General features: G+C 72.8%; 21 protein-coding genes and 1 tRNA gene. 13 read left to right on the top strand and 9 right to left on the bottom strand.

What is annotated here, in order from left to right; translation table 11 throughout:
* The first annotated feature begins 9 nt into the window (after positions 1-9).
* Positions 10-4,002: a PAS domain-containing protein gene (locus ACWD0Y_RS06840; RefSeq protein ID WP_450259371.1), complete on the top strand. Its 3,993-nt coding sequence runs from the start codon at positions 10-12 to the stop codon at positions 4,000-4,002.
* A 66-nt stretch (positions 4,003-4,068) separates the two neighbouring features.
* On the opposite strand, the gene ACWD0Y_RS06835 is transcribed toward ACWD0Y_RS06840, so the two are convergent.
* The 4 genes from ACWD0Y_RS06835 to ACWD0Y_RS06820 form a co-directional block, all read right to left on the bottom strand.
* Entirely contained in the window at positions 4,069-5,715 is a 1,647-nt protein-coding gene (locus tag ACWD0Y_RS06835) for a long-chain fatty acid--CoA ligase (RefSeq protein ID WP_450259370.1), read from the bottom strand.
* A 126-nt stretch (positions 5,716-5,841) separates the two neighbouring features.
* Positions 5,842-6,408, bottom strand: coding sequence for a SigE family RNA polymerase sigma factor (locus ACWD0Y_RS06830; RefSeq protein WP_450259369.1), 567 nt, complete (start codon positions 6,406-6,408; stop codon positions 5,842-5,844).
* A gap of 174 nt (positions 6,409-6,582) precedes the next feature.
* A complete protein-coding gene (locus ACWD0Y_RS06825; protein ID WP_450259368.1) occupies positions 6,583-7,455 on the bottom strand; it encodes a DUF1906 domain-containing protein in 873 nt (290 codons plus the stop codon).
* A 218-nt stretch (positions 7,456-7,673) separates the two neighbouring features.
* Complete coding sequence (locus ACWD0Y_RS06820) at positions 7,674-7,985, bottom strand: hypothetical protein (protein WP_450259367.1); 312 nt, start codon at positions 7,983-7,985, stop codon at positions 7,674-7,676.
* A 312-nt stretch (positions 7,986-8,297) separates the two neighbouring features.
* Here ACWD0Y_RS06820 and ACWD0Y_RS06815 point away from each other — a divergent pair, with 312 nt between their 5' ends.
* On the top strand, positions 8,298-9,167 hold the full coding sequence (locus ACWD0Y_RS06815; protein WP_450259366.1) for a bifunctional DNA primase/polymerase: 870 nt from the start codon (positions 8,298-8,300) through the stop codon (positions 9,165-9,167).
* A gap of 119 nt (positions 9,168-9,286) precedes the next feature.
* Here ACWD0Y_RS06815 and ACWD0Y_RS06810 read toward each other — a convergent pair.
* Positions 9,287-9,373: transfer RNA gene (locus tag ACWD0Y_RS06810), tRNA-Ser, on the bottom strand.
* 43 nt (positions 9,374-9,416) lie between these two features.
* Positions 9,417-10,964: a S1C family serine protease gene (locus ACWD0Y_RS06805; RefSeq protein ID WP_450259365.1), complete on the bottom strand. Its 1,548-nt coding sequence runs from the start codon at positions 10,962-10,964 to the stop codon at positions 9,417-9,419.
* Positions 10,965-11,188: 224 nt separating this feature from the next.
* Here ACWD0Y_RS06805 and ACWD0Y_RS06800 point away from each other — a divergent pair, with 224 nt between their 5' ends.
* The 3 genes from ACWD0Y_RS06800 (at position 11,189) to ACWD0Y_RS06790 (ending at position 13,771) form a co-directional block, all read left to right on the top strand.
* Positions 11,189-12,007: a glycerophosphodiester phosphodiesterase gene (locus tag ACWD0Y_RS06800; protein WP_450259364.1), complete on the top strand. Its 819-nt coding sequence runs from the start codon at positions 11,189-11,191 to the stop codon at positions 12,005-12,007.
* Positions 12,008-12,102: 95 nt separating this feature from the next.
* Positions 12,103-12,660 (top strand): ATP-binding protein, encoded by a 558-nt coding sequence (locus tag ACWD0Y_RS06795; RefSeq protein WP_450259363.1) that lies wholly within the window; start codon positions 12,103-12,105, stop codon positions 12,658-12,660.
* Positions 12,661-12,796: 136 nt separating this feature from the next.
* The gene (locus tag ACWD0Y_RS06790) at positions 12,797-13,771 is read left to right on the top strand and encodes a DUF5926 family protein (protein ID WP_450259362.1); all 975 of its coding nucleotides are present in this window, start codon (positions 12,797-12,799) and stop codon (positions 13,769-13,771) included.
* Between the two features lie 204 nt (positions 13,772-13,975).
* On the opposite strand, the gene ACWD0Y_RS06785 is transcribed toward ACWD0Y_RS06790, so the two are convergent.
* The gene (locus ACWD0Y_RS06785) at positions 13,976-14,584 is read right to left on the bottom strand and encodes a hypothetical protein (protein WP_450259361.1); all 609 of its coding nucleotides are present in this window, start codon (positions 14,582-14,584) and stop codon (positions 13,976-13,978) included.
* Between the two features lie 205 nt (positions 14,585-14,789).
* Positions 14,790-15,494: a bifunctional DNA primase/polymerase gene (locus tag ACWD0Y_RS06780; RefSeq protein ID WP_450259360.1), complete on the bottom strand. Its 705-nt coding sequence runs from the start codon at positions 15,492-15,494 to the stop codon at positions 14,790-14,792.
* A gap of 447 nt (positions 15,495-15,941) precedes the next feature.
* Between ACWD0Y_RS06780 and ACWD0Y_RS06775 the strand changes: the two genes are divergently transcribed.
* The gene (locus tag ACWD0Y_RS06775) at positions 15,942-17,465 is read left to right on the top strand and encodes a PP2C family protein-serine/threonine phosphatase (protein ID WP_450259388.1); all 1,524 of its coding nucleotides are present in this window, start codon (positions 15,942-15,944) and stop codon (positions 17,463-17,465) included.
* A gap of 88 nt (positions 17,466-17,553) precedes the next feature.
* Complete coding sequence (locus ACWD0Y_RS06770; protein ID WP_450259359.1) at positions 17,554-19,023, top strand: aminopeptidase P family protein; 1,470 nt, start codon at positions 17,554-17,556, stop codon at positions 19,021-19,023.
* Positions 19,024-19,065: 42 nt separating this feature from the next.
* Here ACWD0Y_RS06770 and ACWD0Y_RS06765 read toward each other — a convergent pair whose 3' ends face one another.
* A complete protein-coding gene (locus ACWD0Y_RS06765; RefSeq protein ID WP_450259358.1) occupies positions 19,066-19,524 on the bottom strand; it encodes an ATP-binding protein in 459 nt (152 codons plus the stop codon).
* A gap of 180 nt (positions 19,525-19,704) precedes the next feature.
* Between ACWD0Y_RS06765 and ACWD0Y_RS06760 the strand changes: the two genes are divergently transcribed.
* The 6 genes from ACWD0Y_RS06760 (at position 19,705) to efeB (ending at position 25,728) form a co-directional block, all read left to right on the top strand.
* The gene (locus tag ACWD0Y_RS06760; protein WP_450259357.1) at positions 19,705-20,505 is read left to right on the top strand and encodes a hypothetical protein; all 801 of its coding nucleotides are present in this window, start codon (positions 19,705-19,707) and stop codon (positions 20,503-20,505) included.
* A 111-nt stretch (positions 20,506-20,616) separates the two neighbouring features.
* Positions 20,617-21,360 carry a YcnI family copper-binding membrane protein gene (locus tag ACWD0Y_RS06755; RefSeq protein WP_450259356.1) on the top strand — a complete coding sequence of 248 codons (744 nt, stop codon included), beginning with the start codon at positions 20,617-20,619 and terminating at the stop codon, positions 21,358-21,360.
* Positions 21,361-21,408: 48 nt separating this feature from the next.
* Positions 21,409-22,068, top strand: coding sequence for an SCO family protein (locus ACWD0Y_RS06750; protein ID WP_450259355.1), 660 nt, complete (start codon positions 21,409-21,411; stop codon positions 22,066-22,068).
* Positions 22,065-22,523 carry a copper chaperone PCu(A)C gene (locus ACWD0Y_RS06745; protein WP_450259354.1) on the top strand — a complete coding sequence of 153 codons (459 nt, stop codon included), beginning with the start codon at positions 22,065-22,067 and terminating at the stop codon, positions 22,521-22,523. The genes ACWD0Y_RS06750 and ACWD0Y_RS06745 overlap by 4 nt, the downstream gene beginning before the upstream one ends.
* A 14-nt stretch (positions 22,524-22,537) precedes the next feature.
* Positions 22,538-24,454: a copper resistance CopC/CopD family protein gene (locus tag ACWD0Y_RS06740; protein WP_450259353.1), complete on the top strand. Its 1,917-nt coding sequence runs from the start codon at positions 22,538-22,540 to the stop codon at positions 24,452-24,454.
* Between the two features lie 5 nt (positions 24,455-24,459).
* Positions 24,460-25,728, top strand: a complete 1,269-nt coding sequence (gene efeB, locus ACWD0Y_RS06735) for an iron uptake transporter deferrochelatase/peroxidase subunit (RefSeq protein ID WP_450259352.1) — start codon at positions 24,460-24,462, stop codon at positions 25,726-25,728.
* The last annotated feature ends 34 nt before the right edge of the window (positions 25,729-25,762 follow it).

Here is a 25,762-nt window from a genome sequence, read left to right as displayed (position 1 = left end):
ACCGTCGACGTGAGCAGCAGGCCATCCCGAGGCGCTGCTCGCCTCGCAGCGATACTCGACGCCCTCCCTGACGGGCTGTTGCTCGTCAACTGCAACGGCACCGTCGTCAACGCCAACACCATCGCCCTGGAGATGTTCGAGTCGCCGGGCACCGGGCTCGTCGGGCGCGGGCTGCTCGACCTGCTGCCCTCCTTCGACTCGAAGCTGATCCCGGGATCGATGCGGCGGGCCGACGGCGCGGACGACCAGGGACGTACGAAGCCGACCCGGATGATCGCGCGGCGCACGGACGGGACGGAGTTCCCGGTCGAGGTGACCAGCGCGAACCTGGAGGACGGCCGGGACGCGTACGCCTCCCACACCGAGCGCCCCGGCTACACCGGCGACGAACTGCTGATGCTCGTCGTGCGCGATCTGTCGGGGACCGTCGACACCGAGGCGGAGCTGGCGCGTTCGCAGCGCCAGACCGAGATGATCCTGCGGGCCGCCTCCGAGGGCGTCGTCGGGACCGACACCGACGGGCGCGTGGTGCTGGTCAACCCGGCCGCCGCGCAGATGCTCGGCTACCGCGCGAGCGATCTCGGCGGCAAGGAGCTGCACACCCTCGCGATCCACTCGCGCGCCGACGGCAGCCCCTTCCCGTACGACGAGTCGCCGCTCGCGGACACGCTCAAGTCCGGGCGCAAGCACCGGGTGCGCGGGCAGGTCCTGTGGGCGAAGAACGGCAAGCCGGTGTCGGTCGACCTGACGACCGCCCCCGTGCGGGACGGCGACCAGCTGGTCGGCGCGGTGATGACCTTCACCGACCGCCGGCCGTACGACGAACTGGTCGAGAAGCAGGCCGAGGTGCTCGACCGCGAGAACCGGCGGTACGAGGAGATGGCCGCGCGCCACGCCCAGCTGACCGCCGTACTGGGCGATTCGCTGCGCGGGCCGCTGGAGGAGCTGCGGGGCGAGCTGGGGACGCTGGCGTCCGACCCCGCCGGGCAGCTGTGGCCCGAGGCGAACCAGATCCTGCATCACCTGGCCGCCGGTTACGCCCGGATGACGACCCTCGTCGACAACGTGCTGGGCTTCCAGCGCCTGGCGGCGGGCACGGAGCAGCTGGACAAGAAGAAGGTCCTGCTCGACGGCGTCGTGGCGGCCGGTGTCGAGGGCGCGATCGAGCTGATCGGGCCCGGACGCGCGCAGTTCGCGGTGCACGCGCCGCCGATCGAGGCCGAGGTGGACGCCGGGCGGCTGGCGACGGCGCTCGCGCACCTGGTCGCCGACGTGGCCGGGATCGACTCGACGGGCAACGCCCCGGCGGCGGCGCCCGGCGGCGGGCAGACGGACTCGACGATCGTGGTCGCGGCGGCGCAGCGCGGCGAGGTCGTACGCATCGAGGTGCGCGGCCCGTACGCCGGGGGGGACCCGGTGCACGAGCCGATCGTGCGCGGCATCGTGGCGGCGCACGACGGTGTGCTGCAGACGCATGAGGTGCCCGGTATGGGCGGAAGCGCGTACGTACTGGAAGTGCCGCTCGGCGCGGGTGCGGGGACGGCGGCGGTCCCGGCGCAGGGCAAGGCGGCCGTGGCCGCTCCCGACCCGGTGCCGGTGCCGGCGCAGCAGTCGGCTCCCACGGACGGGGCCGGGCGGCGGGCACGCCGGGCGTCCACGGACGCCTTCCTGGAACTGGAGAGCAAGAGCACGGCGGCCGAGCCGGCCGAGGCGGACGCCGACGGCGAGGCGGTGGCGCCCACCGGGCGGCGCCGGGCGCGGCGCGGCGGTCCGGGCGAGGCCGGCGCCGGTCCGCAGGAACGTATTCCGGCGCAGGCCACGGGGGACGGCGGCCCGGGTGTCCCGGCCCTCGGTCCGGGGTCCGGCGGCACGGGGCGCAGGCGCGGGCGGCCGAGTCCGGTCGAGGGGCGTCCGGGCGGGGACGGCGGCGGCGTGGAACCGCGTGCCGCGCTGCCCGCCGCCGGTCCTTCCGCGGCTCCCGGTACCCCCGGTACTCCCGGTGTTCCCGGCGCCGTCTCGGAGGGCTCCGTCGTGACGGCCTCGGAAGGGGCGCACGGAACCGGCCGCGCGGCGCGCGGGGAGACGGTGCCGCCCCAGGGGGTGCCCGTCGACGTACCGGGAACGGCAGGGCAGCGCGCGCTGCGCGGCGGGGACGGGTCGCACGAGAACGCCCTTCCCGCGCTGTCCGCAGTGCCGCCCGCCGGGGGCGAGTCCCCGCAGCAGTCTTCCGGGCGGCGTGCGCGCAGGGCGCTCGCGCCGGCGCAGGAGCGGTCCCCCGAGGCTCCCCGCAGCGCGTTCGCGCTGCCGCCGGCCGCCGCCGACCGCGTGCGGCCGACGGCGGGCGAGGCGGACGCCTCACTGCCGGGGCGCCACGACGCCGTACGCACCGCTCCGGACGCGGACCGCACTCCGTCGCAGCCGCACCCCGCCCCGGCGCCCACGGGACGGCGCAGGGCGCGCAGGGACGTTCAGCCGGGACAGCCGGGACAGCCCGACTGGGCGGCGGACGGGACTCCTCCGGGACACGGAACGGCCGCGCCCTCCCCGGGCGACACGGGAGAGCAGCAGGCGAAGGCGGGGGCAGGGGAAGGGGCTTCGGCTCCGGACGCCCGCGGCTCCACCCACGACACCGCGCGGTCCGGTGACGCCGCCTCCGTGCCCCCGGGCTGGTCCTCCGCTCCCGGCGGGACCACCACGACGGCCACCGGTACGACCCAGACCTGGCCCGCCCGCGACTTCGCGGCAGGGGTGAGCGAGGACGAGGCCGAGCAGCACGGGGGCGGCCCGAACGGCGCCGCATCCGCCGCCGCTCCCGCCCCGGACCCCGCCACCGCTCCGGCTCCCGCCGCCGGGCCGCAGCCGCCGCGTACCGCGCAGCCGTTGCCGCCCGCCCAGCCCGTGCCCACCGACTCCTCGCAGGGCCGCGCGTTCAGCGTGCGCACCCTCGGCCAGGGCATGCCGTTCGCGCAGCAGATCGCCCAGCAGCAGAACCAGACCCTGGGTTCGGGACGGCGCCGCAAGCTCGCCGCCGTGCGCACCGAGGCGGAGCAGCCCGCGCCCGCCGAGGGCGCCGGGGCCCCGGACGCCGAGGCCGCCGCCCGCCCGCACCCGCACTCCCAGGGCCCGCTCCAGCACCGGCTGTCGGCCCAGGCCGAGGGGCGCGCGTACGCCATAGGCGCACCCGACGAGGGCTCCGAGGGGCCCGAGCCGCTGGACGGCCCCAACGGCGCCGTGGAGGTGGCCAACCGGCCCCAGCCGCAGCCCGTCGACGACGAACTGCCTCCGGAGCCGCTCGACAACCCGCGCCGCCTGCTGGTGTGGCCGGCCCCCGACGCCTCGACGCAGCAGGCGCTGAGCGACCGCGGCTACCGCCCGGTGATCGTGCACTCCCGCGAGGAGGTCGACGCGCAGATAGCGGCCTTCCCCGCGGCACTGTTCGTCGACCCGCTGACCGGGCCGATCACGCGTACCGCGCTCCAGTCGCTGCGCCAGGCCGCCGTCGCCGCCGAGGTCCCCGTCCTGGTGACGGCCGGGCTCGGGCAGGCGACGCGTGAGGCGGCGTACGGCGCGGACCCCGCCGTACTGCTGAAGGCGCTCGCGCCGCGCGACAGCGAGCAGCACCCGTCGCGCGTCCTGCTGATCGACGAGCACGAGGAGATCGCGCTCGCGCTCACGGAGACGCTGGAGCGGCGCGGCCTGCAGGTCGCGCGCGCCGCGACGGACACCGAGGCGGTCGCGCTGGCGACGCAGATGCGGCCGAACCTGGTGGTGATGGACCTGATGCAGGTACGCCGCCGCCGCGCCGGAATCGTGGACTGGCTGCGCGCGAACGGGCAGTTGAACCGCACTCCGCTGGTCGTCTACACCTCGGCCGGACTCGACGAGGGCGAACTGCACCGGCTCGCCTCGGGGGAGACGGTGCTCTTCCTCGCGGAGCGCTCGACCAGCGGTGAGGTGCAGGGCCGGATCGTGGACCTGCTCGCGAAGATCGGCACCAACTGAGCCGTGGCCGGCACGGACTGAAGGGGCCCCGCCGCCGCGGGGCCCCTTCAGCGGTTCACGGGCGCGTCAGAACTTCGTGACGTCCAGCTCGCCGTCCGCGTACTGCTTGCGGATCACCTTCTTGTCGAACTTGCCCACGCTCGTCTTCGGCACGGCCGGGACCGTCGCCCACCGCTCCGGCAGCTGCCACTTCGCGATCCTGCCGGCGAGGAACGCCCTCAGCTCCTCGTAGTCCGCGGTCGCGCCCTCCTTCAGCACCACCGTCGCCAGCGGGCGCTCGCTCCACCTGTCGTCCGGTACGGCGACGACGGCCGCCTCCGCGACGTCCGGGTGGGCCATCAGGGCGTTCTCCAGCTCCACGCTCGAAATCCACTCTCCGCCGGACTTGATGACGTCCTTCGCGCGGTCGGTGAGGGTGAGGTAGCCGTCGTGGCTGATGACGCCGATGTCGCCGGTCTTGAGCCAGCCGTCCTCGCTGAACTTGTCGTCCGGCCTGAGGTCCTCGCCGGCCGCGCCGCCGTAGTACGCCCCCGCGATCCAGTTGCCGCGTACCTCCAGTTCACCGGCCGACTCGCCGTCCCAGGCGAGGACCTCGCCGCCGGGCCCGACCAGGCGCGCCTCGACACCGGCCGGGAAGCGGCCCTGCGTGACGCGGTAGGGCCACTCCTCCTCGGGGGTGAGGCCGGCCGGCGGGTGGGCCATGGTGCCGAGCGGCGAGGTCTCCGTCATGCCCCAGGCGTGGCACAGGCGCACACCGAGTTCGTCGTACGCCTCCATGAGGGCGGGCGGGCAGGCCGCGCCGCCGATGGTGACGCTCGCCATGGAGGAGAGGTCGCGGGGGTTGGCCGTGACCTCGGCGAGGAGGCCCTGCCAGATGGTGGGGACGGCGGCGGCGTGCGTCGGCTTCTCGCGCTCGATCATCTCGGCGAGCGGGGCGGGCTGGAGGAACCGGTCCGGCATGAGCATGTTGATGCCGGTCATGAAGGTGGCGTGCGGCAGCCCCCAGGCCATGACATGAAACTGCGGCACGACGACGAGGGTGGTGTCGCGGTCGGTCAGGCCCATCGACTCGGCCATGTTGACCTGCATGGAGTGCAGGTAGAGGGAGCGGTGGGAGTAGACGACGCCCTTGGGGTCGCCGGTGGTGCCGGAGGTGTAGCACATGGCCGCGGCGGCGCGTTCGTCCAGCTCGGGCCAGTCGTACGTGGTGGGGCGGTCCGCGATCAGGTCCTCGTACTCGTGCACGCGCGGCGCGCAGCCGTCGAGGAGCGAGCGGTCGCCGGGGCCCGACACGACCACGTGCTCGACGGTCTTCAGGTGCGGCAGGAGCGGCGCGAGCAGCGGCAGCAGCGAGCCGTCGGCGATGACGACGCGGTCGGCGGCGTGGTTGACGATCCAGGCCAGCTGCTCGGGGGGCAGGCGCAGGTTGAGCGGGTGGAGCACGGCGCCCATGGAGGGGATCGCGAGATACGCCTCCACGTGCTCGCAGTTGTTCCACATGAGGGTCGCGATCCGCTGGTCGCCGTCGACCCCGAGCTCGTCGCGCAGGGCGTTCGCGAGCCGGATCGCGCGCTCGCCGGTCTCGGCGAAGGTGCGGCGCCGGGGCTCGGTCTCACCGGTCCAGGTGGTGACCTGTGAGCGGCCGTGGATCGTCATCCCGTGCGTCAGGATGCGGGTCACGGTCAGTGGTACGTCCTGCATGGTGCTCAGCACGGCGTCCTCCCGGTGGGCGCTACGTGGCAGTAATAAGGGTGGCCTGATTCTGCGCACGTACCGCTCGGTATGTCACTACTTCCGGGAGGTCGAATCGTCCGGGCCCCGCGGGGAGGCCGGAGGAGGTCAGCGGGCCGGGGACAGTTCCGGGTCCTCGCGGAGCTTGCCGAGGGCGCGCGAGACGGCGCTCTTGACCGTACCGACGGATACGCCGAGGACCTCGGCCGTCTGGACCTCGCTGAGGTCCTCGTAGTAGCGCAGGACGACCATCGCGCGCTGGCGGTCCGGCAGCTTCATGACCGCCCGCCACATCGCGTCGCGCAGCGCCTGCTGCTCGGCGGGGTCGGCGGCCGTGGCGGCGGTGGCCGCGGGCTCGGGCAGCTCGTCGGTGGTGAACTCGTCGACCTTGCGCTTGCGCCACTGGGAGGTGCGGGTGTTGAGCAGGGCGCGGCGTACGTAGCCGTCGAGGGCACGGTGGTCCTCGATGCGGTCCCAGGCGACGTACGTCTTGGTGAGCGCCGTCTGCAGCAGGTCCTCCGCGTCGCACGGGTTCGCGATGAGCGAGCGCGCGGTGCGCAGCAGCACGGGCCCCCGGGCGCGGACGTACACGGAGAACGACGGATAGGGCGCGGGTGCCGTCGCCGGCGTCCTCGTCGCCGCCTTGGGTGCGCTGGTGCGGACAGGCGTGGTCATGGCTCCACGCTAGGAGCGGGTACCGCGCCGCGGATCGGCCCCAGGTCCCGAAGCCGGATCCGCCTCAGGTTGTAGGGGTGGTGCCGGCCCCACCTCCTGAGGGTGGAGGACGCCCGGGCTTCCGTAAGGGGCGCGTCTCGGGGGCGGGACCGGCTCATCGGCCCTTGTGGCAGGTCAGGGGCGGATCCGGGCGACAGGGGCGTCCACCGTGTTGCGGTCGATGTTCAGGCGCCGGCCGCCGTGCTTCTCCGTGACGTTCCCGGCGTACTGGTGGATGCGGCGGTGCGGCGTCCAGGCCCGGTCGGACAGGGAGCGCTCGCCGTACAGCGACGGCTTGCCGTTCCAGCGGGCGAACCACATCGCCGACGGCAGGTCCGCCTCCTTCGCCTTGCGGGCGCGCTCCATGTGCCGCACGCCGGAATCCGCGCTGCTGTAGAAGCCGGGGAGGTACGCGTACTTGCGCACCTCGCGGCTCCAGCCGCGGACGAAGTCGAGGGTGGTACGGGCGCAGCGGCTGTTTCCCGCGTCGTACGCCTCCATGTCGAGGTAGAGCGCGCTGCCCTTGAGCATGCCCAGCTTCTTCGCCGCGCCGACCGCCTCCCTGGCCTCCTTCTTGCCCTGGCGCCAGGGCGCGTTGCCCATCCTGACGTGCCGCTTGTTCTTGGCCAGTACGCAGGGGGACTGCGAGCCGACGAAGACGGGCAGCAGCCGCCAGCCCAGCCGGTCCACGTCCGCCACCCACTTCTTGGTGAGGTTGCTCTGCTTGGGGCAGGCCCGGCCGCGGCCTCCGAAGTAGACGCCGACGGCCCGGTACGGGGAGGAGCGCCAGGCCCGCATGGTGGAGAGCGACGGGGTCAGGCAGGTGTCGAAGGCCCGGCCGCGGAAGGTCACGGTGGGGGCCGCGGCGGAGGCCGGGACGGGAGCGGGGGCCGGGGCGGGAGCGGGGGCCGGGGCTCCCGGCTGCGCGTCCGCCTGTTGCGGAACGCCCAGCAGCCCGAGCACGGCCACCAGCGCGACGGCGTATCCGAGGAGTCTCTGCAGGTGCATGGGGAGAGTGAACGTGCCCCCGGCGCCGCCGGGCGCCTCTCACACCCCGCCGTCGGCCATCCGCGCCCAGGTTCAACCCGGACGGTGGGAACCGCGTACCCGGCCGGCCGAACCCGGCCGCGATCGGGGCCGGAACGGGAACGGCCTGCGTGACGGTGCCGAGAGCACCGTCACGCAGGCCGTTCACCCCTCAGCACAGACCCCGGCCGGGCCCCGGCTCACCAGAGCTCGGTGAAGTTCACCGCGACGTCGTCGTTGGACTGGTCGATCGCCGTGAAGCCCCAGCCGCTCACATTCGCCGTGTTGTTCTGGTTCGACGCACCGGCACCCGTCGCGACCTGCTGGGTGGTGGCCGAGTTGCCGTAGTTGTCGTTGCCGACACCGCTGCCGCCGATCGTGGCCACGCTGGCGTTGGATCCGTCGTTCGCGAAGGAGCCGTTGTCCGCGAGGGCGGCACCCGAGAAGAGAGCGGCCGCAAGAGGCAGGGCGGCAACGGCCGCGATGACGCGAGCGGTACGGATGTGTGCCATGTGAGTTCCTCCGTGGGCTGTAAGTACGGCTTGTCCCAGGGCAGTTGGCCGACTGCCTCAGCGTTGGTCACGACGTCGCGAGATCAGGATTGCCCACCGAATTCCCGGCGAACCGGGCCGGAGGCCCTTATTCCCTCTCAAGCGTGAGGACATGTCGATAAACACCCTTCACGCCCCAAAAACCCCAGCTCACCCCCGTCGCCCCCGCAACCCGGACATGGCAAGGGAAAAAGCGTTCCCGCACATTTCCGGCCGACCCCTTCCCCTGCCCGCCCCCTTCCCTTCTTCGAACGTGAGTACGAAAATGGATCCATGGCCACCTCCGACCGGCGCGCCGCCACCCTGGCCCTCGCCCACGCTCTCTCCGCCGCCGAGCGCGGGCTCCCCGTCATCCCCCTGTCCCGCACCAAGCTCCCCGCCCTGCGCTCCCCGCACCGGGACGCCCCCGAGCCGTTCCTGTGCCGGGGCGAGTGCGGGCGCCCGGGACACGGCGTCCACGACGCCACCACCGACCCCGCCGCCGTCCGCGCCCTCTTCGCCGCCGCCCCCTGGGCCACCGGCTACGGCATCGCCTGCGGCCGGCCCCCGCACCACCTCATCGGCATCGACCTCGACACGAAATCGGACACCGACGCCACCGTGTCCCTCCGGCACCTGGCACTGCGGCACCTCTTCACGATCCCGGAGACCGTCGTCGTCCTCACCCCCAGCGGCGGGCGCCACATCTGGCTGACCGGCCCGCCCGGCGTCACCGTCCCCAACTCCGCGAGCCGCCTCGCCCCCGGCATCGACATCCGCGGTACCGGCGGCTACCTGGTGGGCCCCGGCTCCCTCACCGCCCACGGCATCTACCGCACCGCGCCCGGCACCGGCCACCTCGCACCGGCCCCCTGCCCCAGCGCGCTCCTGCGCCTCCTCACGCCCCCCGCGCGTTCCCACCCCCGCGCGGGCCGCCCCGCCGACGGGACCGGACGCGGCCACGGCCTGGTCCAGTTCGTACGGGCGGCACACGAGGGCCAGCGCAACACCCGCCTGTTCTGGGCAGCTTGCCGCGCGTACGAGAACGGCATCGGCGACTCCCTCGCGGACGCGCTCGCCGAAGCGGCCGTCCACACGGGCCTCACCGACCGCGAGGCCCGCGCCACCCTCGCCTCCGCCGCCCGCCTCACCACGGCGTCCTGAGCCCGCGCACACGGCAACGGCACCGCGCGCGAGCCAAACCGCGCGAGCGGCCCACGCGACACGCGCCGGACACGCCGAAGGGGCGCCCGGAGACTCCGGACGCCCCTTCGGACGTACTGCGGTGGGTGTGGGATTTGAACCCACGGTGACATCGCTGCCACGACGGTTTTCAAGACCGTTCCCTTAGGCCGCTCGGGCAACCCACCCTCGCGCCACCGGCCCGCGGTGGCGCGAGGACAGCCTAACCGGTCAGCTGTCGTCGCCTTCCCGCTGACCCAGGGTGACTTCGACCGTCGAGGTCTTGCCGTCGCGCTCGTACGTGAGCGTGACCTTGTCGCCCGGCTTGTGGGTCCAGATCTCGCTGATCAGGGTCGGACCGCTGTCGATCACCCGGTCGTCGAGCTTGGTGATGACATCGCCCGCCTTCAGACCGGCCTTGCCCGCCGGGCTGTCCGACGGGACCGCCGGGGTGCCGCCCGTGCCGCGGTCCGCGATGACGGCGCCGCCGTCGCCCTTCGGGTCCATGGAGACCGTGGCACCGATCACCGGGTAGACCGGCCGGCCCGTCTTGATCAGCTGCTGGGCGACCGTGTTCGCCTGGTTGACGGGGATCGCGAAGCCCAGGCCGATGGAGCCCGCCTGGGACTGGCCGAAGCCACCGGTGCCGGCCGACTGGATGGCCGAGTTGATGCCGATGACGGCGCCGCTCGAATCGAGCAGCGGGCCGCCCGAGTTGCCCGGGTTGATCGAGGCGTCGGTCTGCAGGGCGCTCATGTACGACGCCTTGCTGTTCTGGCCGTCGCCCGAGGCCACGGGCCGGTTCTTGGCGCTGATGATGCCGGTGGTCACCGTGTTCGACAGACCGAAGGGCGCGCCGATGGCGATCGTCGAGTCGCCGACCGCGACCTTGTCCGAGTTGCCCAGCGGCAGCGGGGCCAGACCGGAGGGTGCGTTCTTCAGCTTCAGCACGGCCACGTCGTAGCCCTGCGCGCGGCCGACCACCTCGGCGTCGTACTCCTTGCCGTTGGAGAAGGTGACCGACAGGTCGCCGCCGTCCGCCGCGGACGCCACCACGTGGTTGTTGGTGACGATGTGGCCCTGCACGTCGTAGACGAAGCCCGTTCCCGTGCCGCCCTCGCCGTCGCCGCCCTGCGCCTCGATGGTGACGACGCTCGGCAGGGCCTTGGCCGCGACCGCCGCGACGGTGCCCGGGTCGCGCTTGAAGTCCTTCGCGTTGCCGGAAGCGGAGACGGTGGTCGAGTCGGTGGGGCTGTCGCCCCGCTCGGCGGCCCAGTACCCGATGCCGCCGCCGACGCCGCCCGCGACCAGTGCGGCGGCCAGCACCCCGGCGACGAGACCGCCGGCGCGCTTCTTCTTGTGGGCGGGAGGTACGGGCCCCGTGGGCGCGCCCCACCCGGGACCGCCGCCGTCACCGCTGCCACCGCCGCCGTAGGTGGGGTGGGAGGGCGGGGGCGGCGGCCATCCGGCCCCGGGCTCCCCCGGCGGCTGCGGGGCGGGAGCCACGGGCTGCGGCACGGGCATGTACCCCGGCTGCGGGGTGGGGGTGTGCCCCTGCGTCGTGGGGTCGTGGGCGGGCCGGTCGGGGGCGGGGTTCCCGGCGGGCCGGCCGGGGTCGGGGTTCTGGGCGGACTGGCTCGCGGCGGGCGGCGCCGGCTCGTGGCCGGGGCCCGCGGCGTTCGTGCCCGTGGTGTCGGAGGCGGGCCCGGGAGCGGCCACCGGCACGGGAGGTGCTGACGGGGCGGCCGGAACCGCAGTGCCCTCGTTCTCGGTGCTCACAGCTCTCTTCTCCTCGGTACCACGTCGGTCTTGGTCAACGTCACCACTGTGCAAGTGTCCGCTGTCAGCTTTTCTCACCGCACATCAGACGGCCGTAAGCGGTTCCTGTGCATCCACGGAACATCCTTTACATCGGTCAAAACACCCGCATCCCGAGAAGGGCCGAACCGGCTCCCCCGTGATGTGTCTACGCGCCTACCCCTCCACGGTGACACCATGACGCAGTGACCCACGCGCGGCAGCACACCATCCAAGTCGTCGCTCACCGCGGCGCCTCCGAGGACGCCCCCGAACACACCCTGGCGGCGTACACCAAGGCCATCGAGGACGGCGCGGACGCCCTCGAGTGCGATGTACGGCTCACCGCGGACGGGCACCTGGTCTGCGTCCACGACCGCCGGGTGAACCGCACCTCCAACGGCCGCGGCGCCGTCTCCGCCCTCGAACTGGCCGACCTCGCCGCCCTCGACTTCGGCTCCTGGCAGGGCGGCGAGGAGTCGCCGGACTGGGACCCGGCCCGGGGGCACAGTCCTGGTGAGTTCACCTCCGTACTCACCCTGGAGCGCCTCCTGGAGCTGGTCTCGGACGCCGGGCGCCGCGTCGAGCTGGCCATCGAGACCAAGCACCCCACCCGCTGGGCCGGTCAGGTCGAGGAGCGGCTGCTCCAGCTGCTGAAGCGCTTCGGCCTGGACGCCCCCGTGGCCGGCGAGCCCTCACCCGTACGCGTCATGAGCTTCTCTGCGCGCTCGCTGCACCGGGTGGCGGCCGCCGCGCCCACCCTCCCCACCGTCTACCTGATGCAGTTCGCCTCCCCGCTCCTGCGCGACGGGCGGCTTCCGGCCGGCGCGCACATCGCGGGCCCCGGCATCCGGATCGTCCGCAGCCACCCCCGCTACATCGAACGGCTGCACCGCGCGGGCCACCCGGTGCACGTCTGGACGGTGAACGAGCCGGAGGACGTCGAACTCTGCGAGCGACTCGGCGTGGAAGCGATCATCACAAACCGCCCGAAGCAGGTGCTTTCCCAACTCGGCCGACCATAATTTCCACTACAGGGAGTGCACCGGCGTGTTCGGTCCGTATTAGATCAGTGCGAGTGCGTCACTGACCGGCGCTTGTCCGGTTTCCGGTCCAGGCCATGGGGGCATTCACTCCCTGGCGTGGGGTGAAGGAGGTCTCGGGGGTGGCGTTGGTGGTGGCACGAGAAGTGCCCACGTCGTCGAGCATGGCCGTACCCCATGGCCCTGCGGGCGTGGGCGAGGCAAGACGCCGTATGCGCGACGAACTGCGCATCAACGGAGTGTCCGATGCGGTCATCGACGATGCCGTACTGATCCTGTCCGAACTGCTCAGCAACTCCTGCCGCCACGGCAGGCCACTGGGACAGGCCGAGGTGGGCGACGGTGACATACGTGCCGCATGGCACGTCGACACGTCGGGCGGGCTGACCGTCGAAGTGACGGACGGAGGCGGTCCCACCCGGCCGGTTCCAGCCACGCCCTCGGTCACCGCACGCGGCGGCCGCGGGCTCAACATCATCACGGCGCTGGCACGGGACTGGGGCGTACGGGACAACGCGTCCGGCGAGGTCACGGTGTGGGCGAACGTCACCGAGGGGCACCGGCGCGACGACTTCGCCACGCGCGTCGCGGTTCCGGGACTGGACTTCGCGGTCCCGTTCGACGACCTCGACTGACCGGGGCCGGGCTCCGAACCGGCCCGGCCGGCCCGGGACCGGGGCCCGAACCCACCCCGCCTGTCCCGGCCGGGGGCGTCTCAGCGACTAGGCTCGCGCCCGACACAGCACTGCCGTGAACGGGAGAAGCCAAGCCATGGCCAAGAAGCGCCCCCAGCCCGCAAGGGGTACCAAGCCGCAGGCCCAGGTGAGCAGCGGGGAGGTGCCGGTCGTCGGAGCCCGCGAGCCCTGCCCGTGCGGCTCCGGCCGCCGCTACAAGGCCTGCCACGGCCGCGCCGCCTCGCACGCCGTCACCGAGCTGGTCCAGCGCCCCTTCGAGGGCCTGGCCGGCGAGAGCGACTGGGTCGCCCTGCGCGAGCTGGTGCCGGCCGCGACCGCGGCGCTGACGCTGAAGGGCGGGCTGCCGGACGGCGTCCCCTCCGTCACGCTGGCGACCGTACTGCCGATGGCCTGGCCCGCCCTGCGCCGCGACGACGGTTCCGTCCTGCTCGGACTGCAGAACGACACCCCCTCCGGCGACCTCAGCCGTGACCTCGCGGACACCCTGCGGCGCGCGCTGACCGCGAAGCCCGGCTCCCCGGTGACGGCCGAACGCGCCCCGGCGGACGGTCCGCGCCTCCAGGACCTGCTCGACCCGGACGCCGCGTTCGAGCCGGACGTGCACTCCGGCTTCGAGTTCTGGGTGCCCGACGCGGAGAACGCGACGCCCGAGGTGAGCGCCTCCCTGGAGCGTGCCAACGCCGCCGCGATCCCCACCGTCAGGCTGTCCGGCGTCGACGCCGCGTACTGGTGCGAGACCCCCGACAAGAACCACCTGCGCTGGGTCATGCCGCACGCCGAGGAGCAGCTCCTCGACGCGCTCGCCCGGCTGCACGCCGCCGGTACCTCCTCGCTCGGCGAGGGGACCCGCCTGGTCGGTTCCTTCCGGGCGCACGGGCTGATGGTTCCGGTGTGGGACCTGCCGAGCGAGATCAAGGCGGAGGACATCGAGAAGCCCGCCGCGGAGTTCGCCGAGCGGCTCGCCGCGGCCCTCGCGTCGGACGCCCCGCTGACCCCGGAGGAGCGCCGCGCACGGGGCGGGCTCACCAACCGCCAGGTGACGCTCAGCTGACAGCCGCCATTCCCGCGGACGGCCGGTGACTCCGGTCACAACTCCCCATATCGGCAGGTAAACCCCTGTCCGAATAGGTGGGATCAGATTTGCCAACCGTGGATATCTTGTTACGGTTCTGAAAGCCCGGTCGCTGGTGCATCCCCCGTCGCCAGCGACCGGGTCTTCCTGTGCCCCGCCCCGACACTCTCCGTAATCGTACGGTCAACGGGGTGCGGGAGAAGCCGAGTTGCTCCCCGAGCGCAGCAGCAGCGGGCCGTCTCCCGCCGCGGCGAACTCCGACACCGCCGAATATTCGGTGGCCTTTCCGCGCGACGGTTCACGCGGCGTTTCGCATACTCCCGGCTCGTCCTCGGCGCTCACCGCGCAATGCATCTGAACGGTCCGGCCGCCGGGGCCCATCAGAGTGAGTACGGAACGCAGTTCCGTACCCGTGGCATTGCGGTAGTAGGTGCGCGCCCACGTGTCGCCGCCGTCGGTCAGCACACAGGTCTGGCCCTCGACGCCTTCCGGAGAGCTGAGTTCGGGGCCGCACCGCGCGGCCGGGTCACGGCCGGACGGAGGGGCGGTCGGGGGGACCGGCGGAGGGGCGGACAGCGGCGCGGGCGAAGGGGTGGTCCGGGAAGCGCTCCCGGGGACGGTCACGGAGACGCTCCCGGGAAGGGCCGCGGGGTCGTTCCCGGGAACGGTCGCCGGAGCGGCCTTGGCGTCGTCGGGCGCGGGTGCGGGCTCGGGCTCCGCCGACGCGCCGGCCAGAGGCAGCAGGACGGTGAACACCACGACGGCCGCGAGCCCGATCATGCGGAGGTTCAAGGCGGATCCCACCTGTCAGCTGCCCGGAGGTTCTTGCGGTGAGCCGAAGGTATCGACGGATGGCCCCCGCCACGGCCGCCGCGCGCCCGGGTCCTCCGGAATCCCCCGGAACACGGGCTCCCTCGCACCCGTACGGGTGAGCCGGCGGCGGGCCGTCGTACAACAGCCGCCGCCGGCCTCACGCACACCCGCTCGGCACGCGCACTCAGTACGCGAGCCGGCTGCCGCCGTCCGGTGCGCCGCTGCTCGCCGCTACCAGCGCGTCCACGACCGCCTCGACGTCCGGCAGCCAGGGCGCGGCCGAACCCGCCAGGGGCGCCCTCTCCCAGCGCACCTGTCCGGTGCCCGTCTCCGAGGGCGGCAGCACCAGGTAGCCGCCCTCTCCGTGGAACCGCAGCGAACTGGGCACCCAGTCCTTGGCGTACAGCAGCTCACCGAGCCGCTCCAGGGAGTACGGGGCGACCAGCAGCGACCAGCGGGTCGGGGTCGCGACGACCGGGCCGAGGCGCATCCCCATGCCGTCGAGCGCCGTCAGCGCGACGGCGCCGGCGACCGCGGGGAGGCTGATCGCGCACGGAGCCGCGCCCCCGGTGGCCAGCACGACGGGGGCCGTCGGACGGTTGGTCCACCACCAGCGGATCATGCGTTCGTCGGTGGTGGCCGCCAGGATGCCCGGGTCGAAGGGGTGCGCGCCGGGTACCGCGCATTCGGGATCGGGGCAGGCACAGCCCCGCCCAAGGCCGTCGCGGCTGCCACGGCCGCCGCGTCCACCGGACGCCTTCAGCCCCACGCCGGGGAGTACGGGCCACTGCCAAGCGGTGGCGCAGGTCAGCGCCGCACCGAGTCGGGCAGGCCCCGCACTCCGCCGGAACCGAAGGAGCCTGCGTCGCCTTCCGAGGATCTCGCGCATGAGCGCTCGTTCCTTTCCGTTGAACGCCGAGGTCCATATCGCACTGTGTGTGCGCGTCTTCACTGGTCGTGCACGTCGCGTACTGGCTGCGTACTGGTGGCACATCGCCGCACTTTCAGCCTGCGGCACGGGCAGCCCCTCGGGGCTGAGCGTGAAACGTAGCGGAGGGTGGCGCACGCATGGCGCTTAACTGATCCGTAGGAGATCCGTAGTGCTGCGGTCCCGCCACTCGGGGATGGGACACGGCCCGCGGCGGTTAGGACGCCCGGTCCCGCCACCAGGTTCCAGGGCGGTCCCAACTGCCCCTGGCCATCACCGATTAGGTACCCGTCACGGCTGATATGACGCACGGTCGAACGCCCTCAGTCGACCTCAAATTACGGTCGTGTGTGGCATTTTTAGGCCAAGTTGACTATCCCCACAGACACCAAGAGTCCCACGATCGCGATGCTGGACATCGCCTCACATGTACGTGTACATGTGGATGCATTGATAGCGGCGCAGAATGACATGGGGGTTTGCGATGCTATTGAGCAGAACGCACCAGCAGGAAAGCCTGCGATCATGAGCGCCCCACACGTACGGAAAGTGGCTGGAATCGATCCAGCAGTTCCCTCCCCCACACACAATGTCGCGCCCCTTCCGCCCACCCCTGCCCCACCCGCCGCGGGCGCGGTGCTCCAGGACCGGCTCGCGGGCTGGGTCTCCGACCTCACCACCCTGCACGAACTCACCGAGCGGCTGACCCGCACCCGTTCGACCGACGGCGCACTGCACGAACTGCTCCGCGCCGGCGCCGCCCTCGTGGGCGCCCGCCGCGGCTTCGTCGTCCTCGGCCCGGCCGAGGACGACGGCCCGTCCACCACCGTCGGCCTCGGCCTCGGCCACGCCGACCTCGGCCACATCGAGACCGTGCCGCGCGGCGCCACGTCGTACGGCCGGCTCCTCGACGGCCTCCCCGGGTCCCCCCGCCCCGGCGAGATCGCCCACCCCGACCTCCTCGGCGAGCCGGGGCTCGACCCGCGCCACCGCGAAGTCGCGGCGCGCCTCGGCTATGCCGCCAGTTACGCACTGCCCCTGGCCGCCGAGACCTCCCCGCGGCTCGGCGCGGCCGTCTGGCTGTACGACGAACCGGCCGAACCCACGGAGCGCCGGCGTCACCTCGCCGGTCTCTACACGCGCTACGCCGCCGAGCACCTGGCCCGGCTGATGGAACTGGAGCACGCCCGCGCGCAGGTGGCGACCGTCGCCGAGGAACTGCTGCCCAGCAGGCTGCCCCGGGTCCCCGGGGTGCGGCTCGCCGCCCGCCACCGCACCGGACCGCACGGCGGCGGCGACTGGTACGACGCGCTGCCGCTGCCCGAGGGCGCCCTGGGACTGGCCGTCGGATCGGTCTCCGGGTCGGGGCCCAGCGCCCTGGCCGCGATGGGGCGGCTGCGGGCCGGCCTCCGGGCGTACGCCGTGATGGAGGGCGAGGACCCCGTCGCCGTACTGTCCGACCTGGAACTGCTGCTCCGGCTCACCGAACCCGCCCGGTCGGCCACCGCGCTCTTCGCCTACTGCGAACCGGCCGGAGCCCTCCAGGCCGGAGGCCGGGGGAGCCGCATCGTGCTGGCCGGGGCCGGGCACAGCCCGCCGCTCGTCATCGGCGCCCGGCGCACCGAGTACGTCGAGACGTCGCTCTCCGCACCGCTGGGCATGCTGTCCTGCTGGGAGGCTCCGAGCGTGGAACTCGCGCCCGCACCCGGTGAAACAGTCCTCCTCTACACCGACGGGCTGCTCCAGCGCACCGGTGACCCGATGGACCGCGCCTTCGCACGGCTGCACGCGGCCGCCGCGAGCGTGCCCAGGGCCGACAGGGACGACCCGGGAGCGATCGCCGACCACGTGCTGCGGACCGTGCTGCCGGACGGCGGCGACACGGCGGACTCGGCGGAGGACATCGTGCTGCTGGCGGCACGGTTCGACTGATTCCTCACAGTTGTCCACAAGGTCCTGGGCCGTCTTCCCGTCGCACATACGATGGAGGGCGGTCCAGTGTCGTATCAAGGAGACAGTCGTGTCCGAAGAGCTCAGCCCGGAGACCCCGGAAGAGACCGAAGAGCCGATCAAGCAGCGGAAGAACGGCCTGTACCCGGGCGTTTCCGACGAGCTCGCCGAGAACATGAAGTCCGGCTGGGCCGACACCGAGCTGCACGGCCTGGAGCCGATCGCGCAGGCCCGGCACACCACCGACCGCCGCGCCGCGCTCTCCGCGCGCTTCCCCGGCGAGCGTCTCGTGATCCCCGCGGGCAACCTCAAGACCCGCTCGAACGACACCGAGTACGCCTTCCGCGCCTCCACCGAGTACGCGTACCTCACCGGCGACCAGACCCAGGACGGCGTCCTCGTACTGGAACCCCGTCCGGAAGCCGACGGGGGCCACGACGCGACGGTCTACCTGCTGCCCCGCTCCGACCGTGAGAACGGCGAGTTCTGGCTCGACGGCCAGGGCGAGCTGTGGGTCGGCCGCCGTCACTCCCTCACCGAGGCCGAGCAGCTCCTCGGGATCCCCGCCAAGGACGTCCGCGAGCTGACCGCCGCGCTGAAGGAGGCCACCGGACCGGTCCGGTGCGTCCGCGGGCACGACGCCGCCGTCGAGGCCGCGCTGACCGACAAGGTCACCGCCGAGCGCGACGAGGAACTGCGCGTCCACCTCTCCGAGGCCCGCGCCGTGAAGGACGAGTTCGAGATCGGCGAGCTCCAGAAGGCCGTCGACTCCACCGTCCGCGGCTTCGAGGACGTCGTCAGGATCCTCGACAAGGCCGAGGCGACCAGCGAGCGCTACATCGAGGGGACCTTCTTCCTGCGCGCCCGCGTCGAGGGCAACGACATCGGCTACGGCTCCATCTGCGCCGCCGGACCGCACGCCACCACCCTCCACTGGGTGCGCAACGACGGCGACGTGCGCTCCGGCGACCTGCTGCTGCTCGACGCCGGCGTGGAGACCCACACCCTCTACACCGCCGACATCACGCGCACGCTGCCGATCAACGGCACCTTCACCGACCTCCAGCGCAAGATCTACGACGCGGTGTACGAGGCCCAGGAAGCCGGGATCGCCGCCGTGAGGCCCGGCGCCAAGTACCGCGACTTCCACGACGCCTCGCAGCGCGTGCTCGCCGAGAAGCTCGTCGAGTGGGGCCTCGTCGAAGGCCCGGTGGAGAAGGTCCTGGAGCTCGGCCTCCAGCGCCGCTGGACCCTGCACGGCACCGGCCACATGCTCGGCATGGACGTCCACGACTGCGCCGCCGCCCGCCGCGAGGCGTACGCCGACGGCACGCTGGAGCCGGGCATGTGCCTGACCGTCGAGCCCGGCCTGTACTTCCAGGCCGACGACCTGACCGTGCCCGAGGAGTACCGCGGCATCGGCGTGCGCATCGAGGACGACATCCTCGTCACCGAGGACGGCAACCTGAACCTGTCGGCGGCGCTGCCGCGCCGCTCCGACGAGGTCGAGACCTGGATGGCGCAGGTCAAGCAGGGCTGACGTACCCGCAGGACCGCCGCGAGGGCGTGCCGCTCAGGGCCTTCAGGACACCTTGAGCAGTGCGCCCTCGCGCCATTTCAGGATCTTGTCGAAGCTGACCACCGCGCCGTGCCCCGGCCTGTTCCCGAAATGCACGTGATCGGCGAGCTGCTCGATCAGGCACAGACCTCTGCCGCTCTCCGCCGTGGCGGGCGCGGGACGTGGTGCGGCAGGGCGGTCCCGCCGCGAGGGGGGGAAGCCCGGCCCGGAGTCGGCGACCTCGATACGGCATTTCTCGCCGTCCAGGTAAGCGGTCACGCGGTACTCCGCGCAGAGGGCTCCGGACCGCTCGTCCCCGCCGTGCTCGACCGCGTTCGCACAGGCTTCGCTGAGCGCGACCGACAGGTCGTAGGAGACGTCCGGATCAACCCCCGCCGTCTCCATGGTGCCGAGCAGAAGGCGGCGGGCGAGCGGAACGCTCGCGGCTTCGCGCCGCAAGTGGAGAGACCACCAGATGCTCATGCTCCAGCCTCCTGGCTGCGGCTCGACATACGGTTACGTATTGCCGTGAGCAACGCTCCATAAGCGTGGAGTCAAGGTGTTTGCGCTCGTTCGGCCGACGCGAGCACTCCTTACGCCGGTGTATGCGCTCCTGGACCTGCCGTAGGCGTACCGGGGGCGCAGTGCGATGATGTCGAAGCCATGTCTACGTCCGTCGCACACGCCGGAGCCGGTCTGCGGCTGCTGAGGACCGCGGTGTTCACCGCGGTCTGCGTCGTGCTGTCCGCGACAGGACACGTCATGGCGTCCTGCGCCACCGTTCCCTGGTGGACGCTGGCGCTCGGCGCCGCCGCCGTGTTCGGCCTGGTCGCCCCGCTCGCCGGACGCGCGCGTTCGATGCCCGCCATCGCCGCCGCACTGGCCTGCGGGCAGCTCGCCCTGCACGCCCTCTTCGGGCTCGGCCAGCACAGCCCGGCCCTCGAAAGCGCGGCCACCGACACCTCGCTGCGCGCCTTCGCCGCGAAGCTCGTGTGCGGCGCGGGCGCACTGCCGCTCAGCACGGCCGAAGCGCGGCGGATCATCACCGAGGCGGGCATCGACCCCGCGTCCGTACACACGGCGCAGCAGCACCTCGCGCACACCGCGCACGCCACGCACCCGGATACGGCCGCCGGGCTGCTGCCCACTCTCCCCATGCTGCTCGGCCACCTGCTGGCAGCCGTCGCGACCGGATGGCTCCTGCGGCGCGGGGAGAGCGCACTGTCCCGGCTGGTCCTGCTGTCGGCCCACGGGGTCGCGGAAGGCGCGCTCGTACGGTCGCTGCGCGCCGCCCTGGCGCTCGTACGGTCGCTGCGCGCCGGCCTGCTCCCCGGGGCGCCCGCGCACGGGCCGCGCGCCCTGCGCACCCCCTTCGTCACGCCCCTGCGGCCGGCCGGGGAAGCCCTCCAGCACACGGTGATCAGGCGCGGACCGCCCGCCGCGGCGCTCGTACTCGCAGCCTGACACGGCGCACTCCCCGGCACAGCACACACCACGTCACGGGAGCGGCGTCGTGATGCCGGTGCGCACCCGCGCGCCGGAACACCCTTCCCTGCTCCGTGGAGTGCTCACCACATGAACATCAACCGTGTCTCCGTCGCCGCTGCCGCCGCCGCCTCCACCGTCCTGCTCTTCGCGGGAACGGCCTTCGCGCACGTCGGCGTACAGCCCGTCGGTTCCGCCGAGAAGGGCGGCTACGCCACCGTCAACGTCAAGGTGCCCAACGAGCGGGACAACGCCTCGACCGTCAAGCTCGAGGTCTCCTTCCCCGCCGACCACCCGCTGTCCTCCGTGATGCCGCAGCCCGTGCCCGGCTGGAAGGCCGACGTCACCAAGACGAAGCTGGACAAGCCGCTGAAGGTCCACGGCAGGGAGATCGACGAGGCCGTCTCCAAGGTCACCTGGAGCGGCGGCAAGATCGGTCCCGGCGAGTTCCAGCAGTTCCCGCTCTCCCTCGGACAGCTGCCGGAGGACGCCGACCAGCTGGTCCTCAAGGCAGTCCAGACGTACGACAACAAGGAAGTCGTCCGCTGGATCGAGGAGCCCAAGGAGGGCGAGGAGGAGCCGGAGCACCCCGCCGCCGTCCTCAAGCTGAGCGAGCCCGCCGGCGACGACCACCACGGCGGCTCCGCCGATGCGGCCAAGAGCGAGAACGAGGAGACCGCCAAGGCCGACGACGGCCACGAGAGCGGGACGGCCGCCGCCGGCGACACCGCCGGCAGCGACACGACCGCCCGCGTCCTCGGCGTCGTCGGCATCGTCGTGGGTGTCGCGGGTGTGGCCTTCGGCATCCTCGCCGGCCGCCGCCGCACCTCCTGACGTCTCCCCACACCCCGCACCCTCACCGAAACACCGGGACCCCCCTCCATGCTCAAGAAGAACGCGCTGGCCGTGGCGCTCGTCGCCACGGCCGCGCTCACCCTGTCCTCCTGCGCCGGCGACAAGGCCGACAGCGGCTCCAGCCCCGTCTCCGACGTCTCCACCAGTACGGACGAGAAGGCCGCGACCGTACTCGACCGGCCCTTCAAGAAGCCGGACCTCGTCCTCACCGACACCCACGGCAAGAAGTACGACCTGCGTGAGCGGACCAAGGGCAAGCCGACGCTCATCTACTTCGGCTACACCAACTGCCCCGACGTCTGTCCGCTGACGATGAGCAACATCGCCATCGCGTACAAGAAGCTCCCCCCGGCCGACCGGGACAAGCTCCAGGTCGTCTTCGTCACCACCGACCCCGAACGGGACACCCCCGAGGCGCTCGGCAAGTGGCTCAAGGGCGCGGGCGACCCCGCCTTCACCGGACTCACCGGCGACTTCCCGGCCATCCAGGCCGGGGCCCGCCAGATGGGCATCGGCATCGACCCGCCGAAGAAGGAGAAGGACGGCTCGGTCGTCTCCATGCACGGCGCCCAGGTCATCGCGTTCTCCCCGAAGACCGACGCCGGGTACGTGCTGTACGGAGACGACACCACCGCCGACGAGTACACCGAGGACCTCCCCGAGCTGGTCGAGGGGGAGAACCCGTGAGCCGCCGCACCACCCTCGCCACGGCCGTGGCCCTCACCGCGGGCCTCGTACTGGCGGGCTGCTCCACCGGGTCCGGGAGCGGCGGACCCGAGCTGAAGATCGAAGGAGCCTTCATGCCGGAGCCGGTCATGGACGACATGGCCGCCGGCTTCCTGACCGTGAGGAACGACAGCGACACGGCGGACAGGCTCACCTCCGTCACCAGTGACATCGCGGACGAGGTCACGATCCACCGGACCACGGGCCAGAAGATGCAGGAGGTCGAGTCCTTCGACGTCCCCGCGGACGGTGAGCTGGACCTCGAACGCGGCGGGAACCACCTGATGTTCATGAAGCTCAGGAAGAAGCCCGAGCAGGGCGACAAGGTGTCCGTGGAACTGCACTTCGAGAAGGCCGGCCCGGTCAGGGCCGAGCTTCCCGTGAAGGAGACCACCCACAACCCGAAGAAGCAGTGAGGGACTGACCCGCCATGCCCGCAACCGCCCCGCCCTTCGGAACCGCAGTGATCAGGCTGCTGCTCGTCACCGCAGCGCTCCTCGGCACACTCCTCGCAGGAGCCGCTCCCGCGTCCGCGCACGCCGCGCTGACCGGGAGCGACCCGAAGGACGGGGCGGTGGTCGCCACCGCGCCCGAGCAGGTCACCCTCACCTTCTCCGAGAAGATCGCTCTCGGGGACGACTCGATCCGCGTACTGGAGCCGAGCGGCAAGCGCTCCGACACCGGCGAAGTGCGCGACATGAGCGCCGGGGGCGTCGTCAAGTACGGCGTCTCCCTGCACGCCGGGCTGCCGGACGGCACGTACACCGTCGCCTGGCAGGCCGTCTCCGCCGACAGCCACCCCATCTCCGGGGCCTTCACCTTCTCCGTCGGCGCCCCCTCCAAGACCACCGTCGCCCTGCCCGAGCAGTCCGCGGGCGGCGGCATCGTCGGCGCGCTCTACGGCATCGCCCGCTACACCGCGTACGCCGGCTTCGTCCTCCTCGTCGGCGGCGGCGCCTTCGTCCTGGCCTGCTGGCAGCGCGGCGCGGGCGAGCGGCCGCTGCAACGCCTCGTCGTGCGGGGCTGGATCACGCTGACCGCGTCGACGCTGGTCATGCTGTTGCTCCGGGCGCCCTACACCGGCTCCGGGAAACTCGCCGACGCCTTCGACCTCAGCGGGCTCAAGGCCGTGCTGGACACGAAGACCGGCGCCTCGCTCGTCTCGCGGCTGCTGCTGCTCGGCGCGGCCGCGCTCTTCGTCGCCGTGCTGTTCGGGGCGTACGCGAAGCGGGAGGACCCCCAGGAGAAGAAGGACCTCACCTTCGGACTCGCCCTGGGCGGCGGCGTACTGGCCGCCGGGATCGCGGCGACCTGGGCGCTCTCCGAGCACGCGTCGACCGGCATCCAGACCGGCCTCGCGATGCCCGTCGACATACTGCACCTGCTGGCCGTCGCGACCTGGCTGGGCGGTCTGGCCGCGCTGCTGGTCGCGCTCTACCGGGTGCCGGACATCGAACGCGGCGCCGTACGGAACTTCTCCCGCGTAGCCTTCGCGGGCGTCGCCGTGCTGGCCGCGACCGGGCTCTACCAGTCCTGGCGGCAGGTCGGTTCCTGGTCGGCGCTGACCGGGACGGCGTACGGACGGCTCCTGCTCGTCAAGATCGGACTGGTCACCGTCCTCGTCGGGACCGCGTGGTTCTCACGGCGCTGGACGGGGCGGCTCGGGGAGCGGCTCGTGCCGGAGGCGGAGGCCGCCGCGACGTCCGGGGAACGGGCCGGGGAGCGGGAAGCGCCGGAGGCGGAGGCCGAGCCGGTCACCGTGCCCGAGGACCCCGCGCGGGCCGCGCAGCTCGCCCGGCAGAAGGCCGCGATGACCACCGCGCGCGTGAAGCGGGTACGGGACGCCGACCCCGGGCGGCTCGGACTGCGGCGCTCCGTACTGACGGAGGCCGCGGTCGCCGTGGTGGTCCTGGCCGTGACGACCGTACTGACGAGCACCGAGCCCGGACGTACCGAGGAGAAGGAGGCGGGCCGGAGCGGGGCCGCCACCGCCGCCGTCCCCGACCGCCCGGTCGACGTCCGCATCCCCTTCGACACGGGCGGCGAGGACGGCAGGGGCACCGCCCGGGTCGAGCTCGACCCGGGGCGCTCGGGGGGCAACGCCCTGCACGTGTGGCTGGAGCGGCCCAACGGGCGGGCCATGGACGCACCCGAGCTGAAGGTCGCGTTCACGAACAACGCCAAGGAGATCGGGCCGCTGCCCGTCGTCCCCGACCGCATCGCCACCGGACACTGGAGTGCCGACGGAGTGCAGATCCCCATGCCGGGGACCTGGGAGCTCGAAGTGACCGTACGCACCTCCGACATCGACCAAGTGACCGTGAAGAAGAACGTGAAGATCGGCTGACCGGCGTGAGTGACAGCGACATCGACAACGGCATCCCGAGGAGGCGGCTGCTCGGGGCGGCGGGCGCGGCCGGCGCCGCGGGCCTCGTGCTCGGCGCCGGGGGCGGAGCGGCCGGGTACGCCGCGGTCTCGGGCTCCGGCGGGGACGACGGGGACGCGAAGGCGCTGGCGTCCGTCGGCTCCACCGCCGTCCCCTTCCACGGCGAGCACCAGGCCGGCATCACCACGCCCCTCCAGGCCCGCGGCCACCTCGTCGCCTTCGACCTGGCGCCGGGCGCCGGGCGCAAGGAGGCCGCTGCCCTGCTGCGGCGCTGGTCGGCGGCGGCGCGGAGGATGACGGCGGGCGAGCCGTTCGGGGACGCCGACACCGGGGTGGCGCTGGACGCGGGTCCCTCCTCGCTGACCGTCACCTTCGGCTTCGGCCGCACCTTCTTCGGCCGTACGGGCCTGGACGGACAGCGCCCTGCCGCGCTCGACCCGCTGCCCGACTTCTCCTCCGACCACCTCGACGCGCGGCGCAGCAACGGCGACCTGTGGGTGCAGATCGGCTCCGACGACGCGCTGGTCGCCTTCCACGCGCTGCGCGCGATCCAGCGGGAGGCGGGTGAAGCCGCCCGGGTGCGGTGGCAGATGAACGGTTTCAACCGTTCCCCGGGCGCGACCGCGCAGCCGATGACCGCCCGCAACCTGATGGGACAGGTCGACGGAACGGGCAACCCGAAGCCGTCCGAGGCCGACTTCGACCGGCGGATCTTCGTACCGGCGGACGGGAGCGGCGAGGGGCCCGGGTGGATGGCGGGCGGTTCGTACGCCGTCGTACGCCGCATCCGGATGCTCCTCGACGACTGGGAGAAGCTGGCGCGCGGCGAGCAGGAGAAGGTCATCGGGCGCAGGAAGAGCGACGGCGCCCCGCTGACCGGCGGGAGCGAGACCACCGAGCCCGACCTGGAGAAGACCGGGCCCGACGGCAAGCTCGTCATCGCCTCCAACGCGCACGCCCGTATCTCCGCGCCCGAGCAGAACGGCGGCGCGGCGATGCTGCGGCGGCCGTTCTCCTACCACGACGGGATCGCCGCCGACGGTACGCCGGACGCGGGACTGCTCTTCGTCTGCTGGCAGGCGGATCCGCTGCGCGGCTTCGTTCCGGTGCAGCGCAAGCTCGACCGGGGGGACGCGCTGTCGCCGTTCATCCGGCACGAGGCGAGCGGGCTGTTCGCGGTGCCGGGCGGGGCGCGGGACGGGGAGTACGTGGGACAGCGGCTGCTGGAGTCGTGAGGACGCGGCACGCGTCCCGCACGGCGCATTAGGG

The sequence above is a fragment of the Streptomyces altiplanensis genome (genome assembly GCF_053591575.1).
This window is presented reverse-complemented; position numbering and strand designations above follow the sequence as displayed.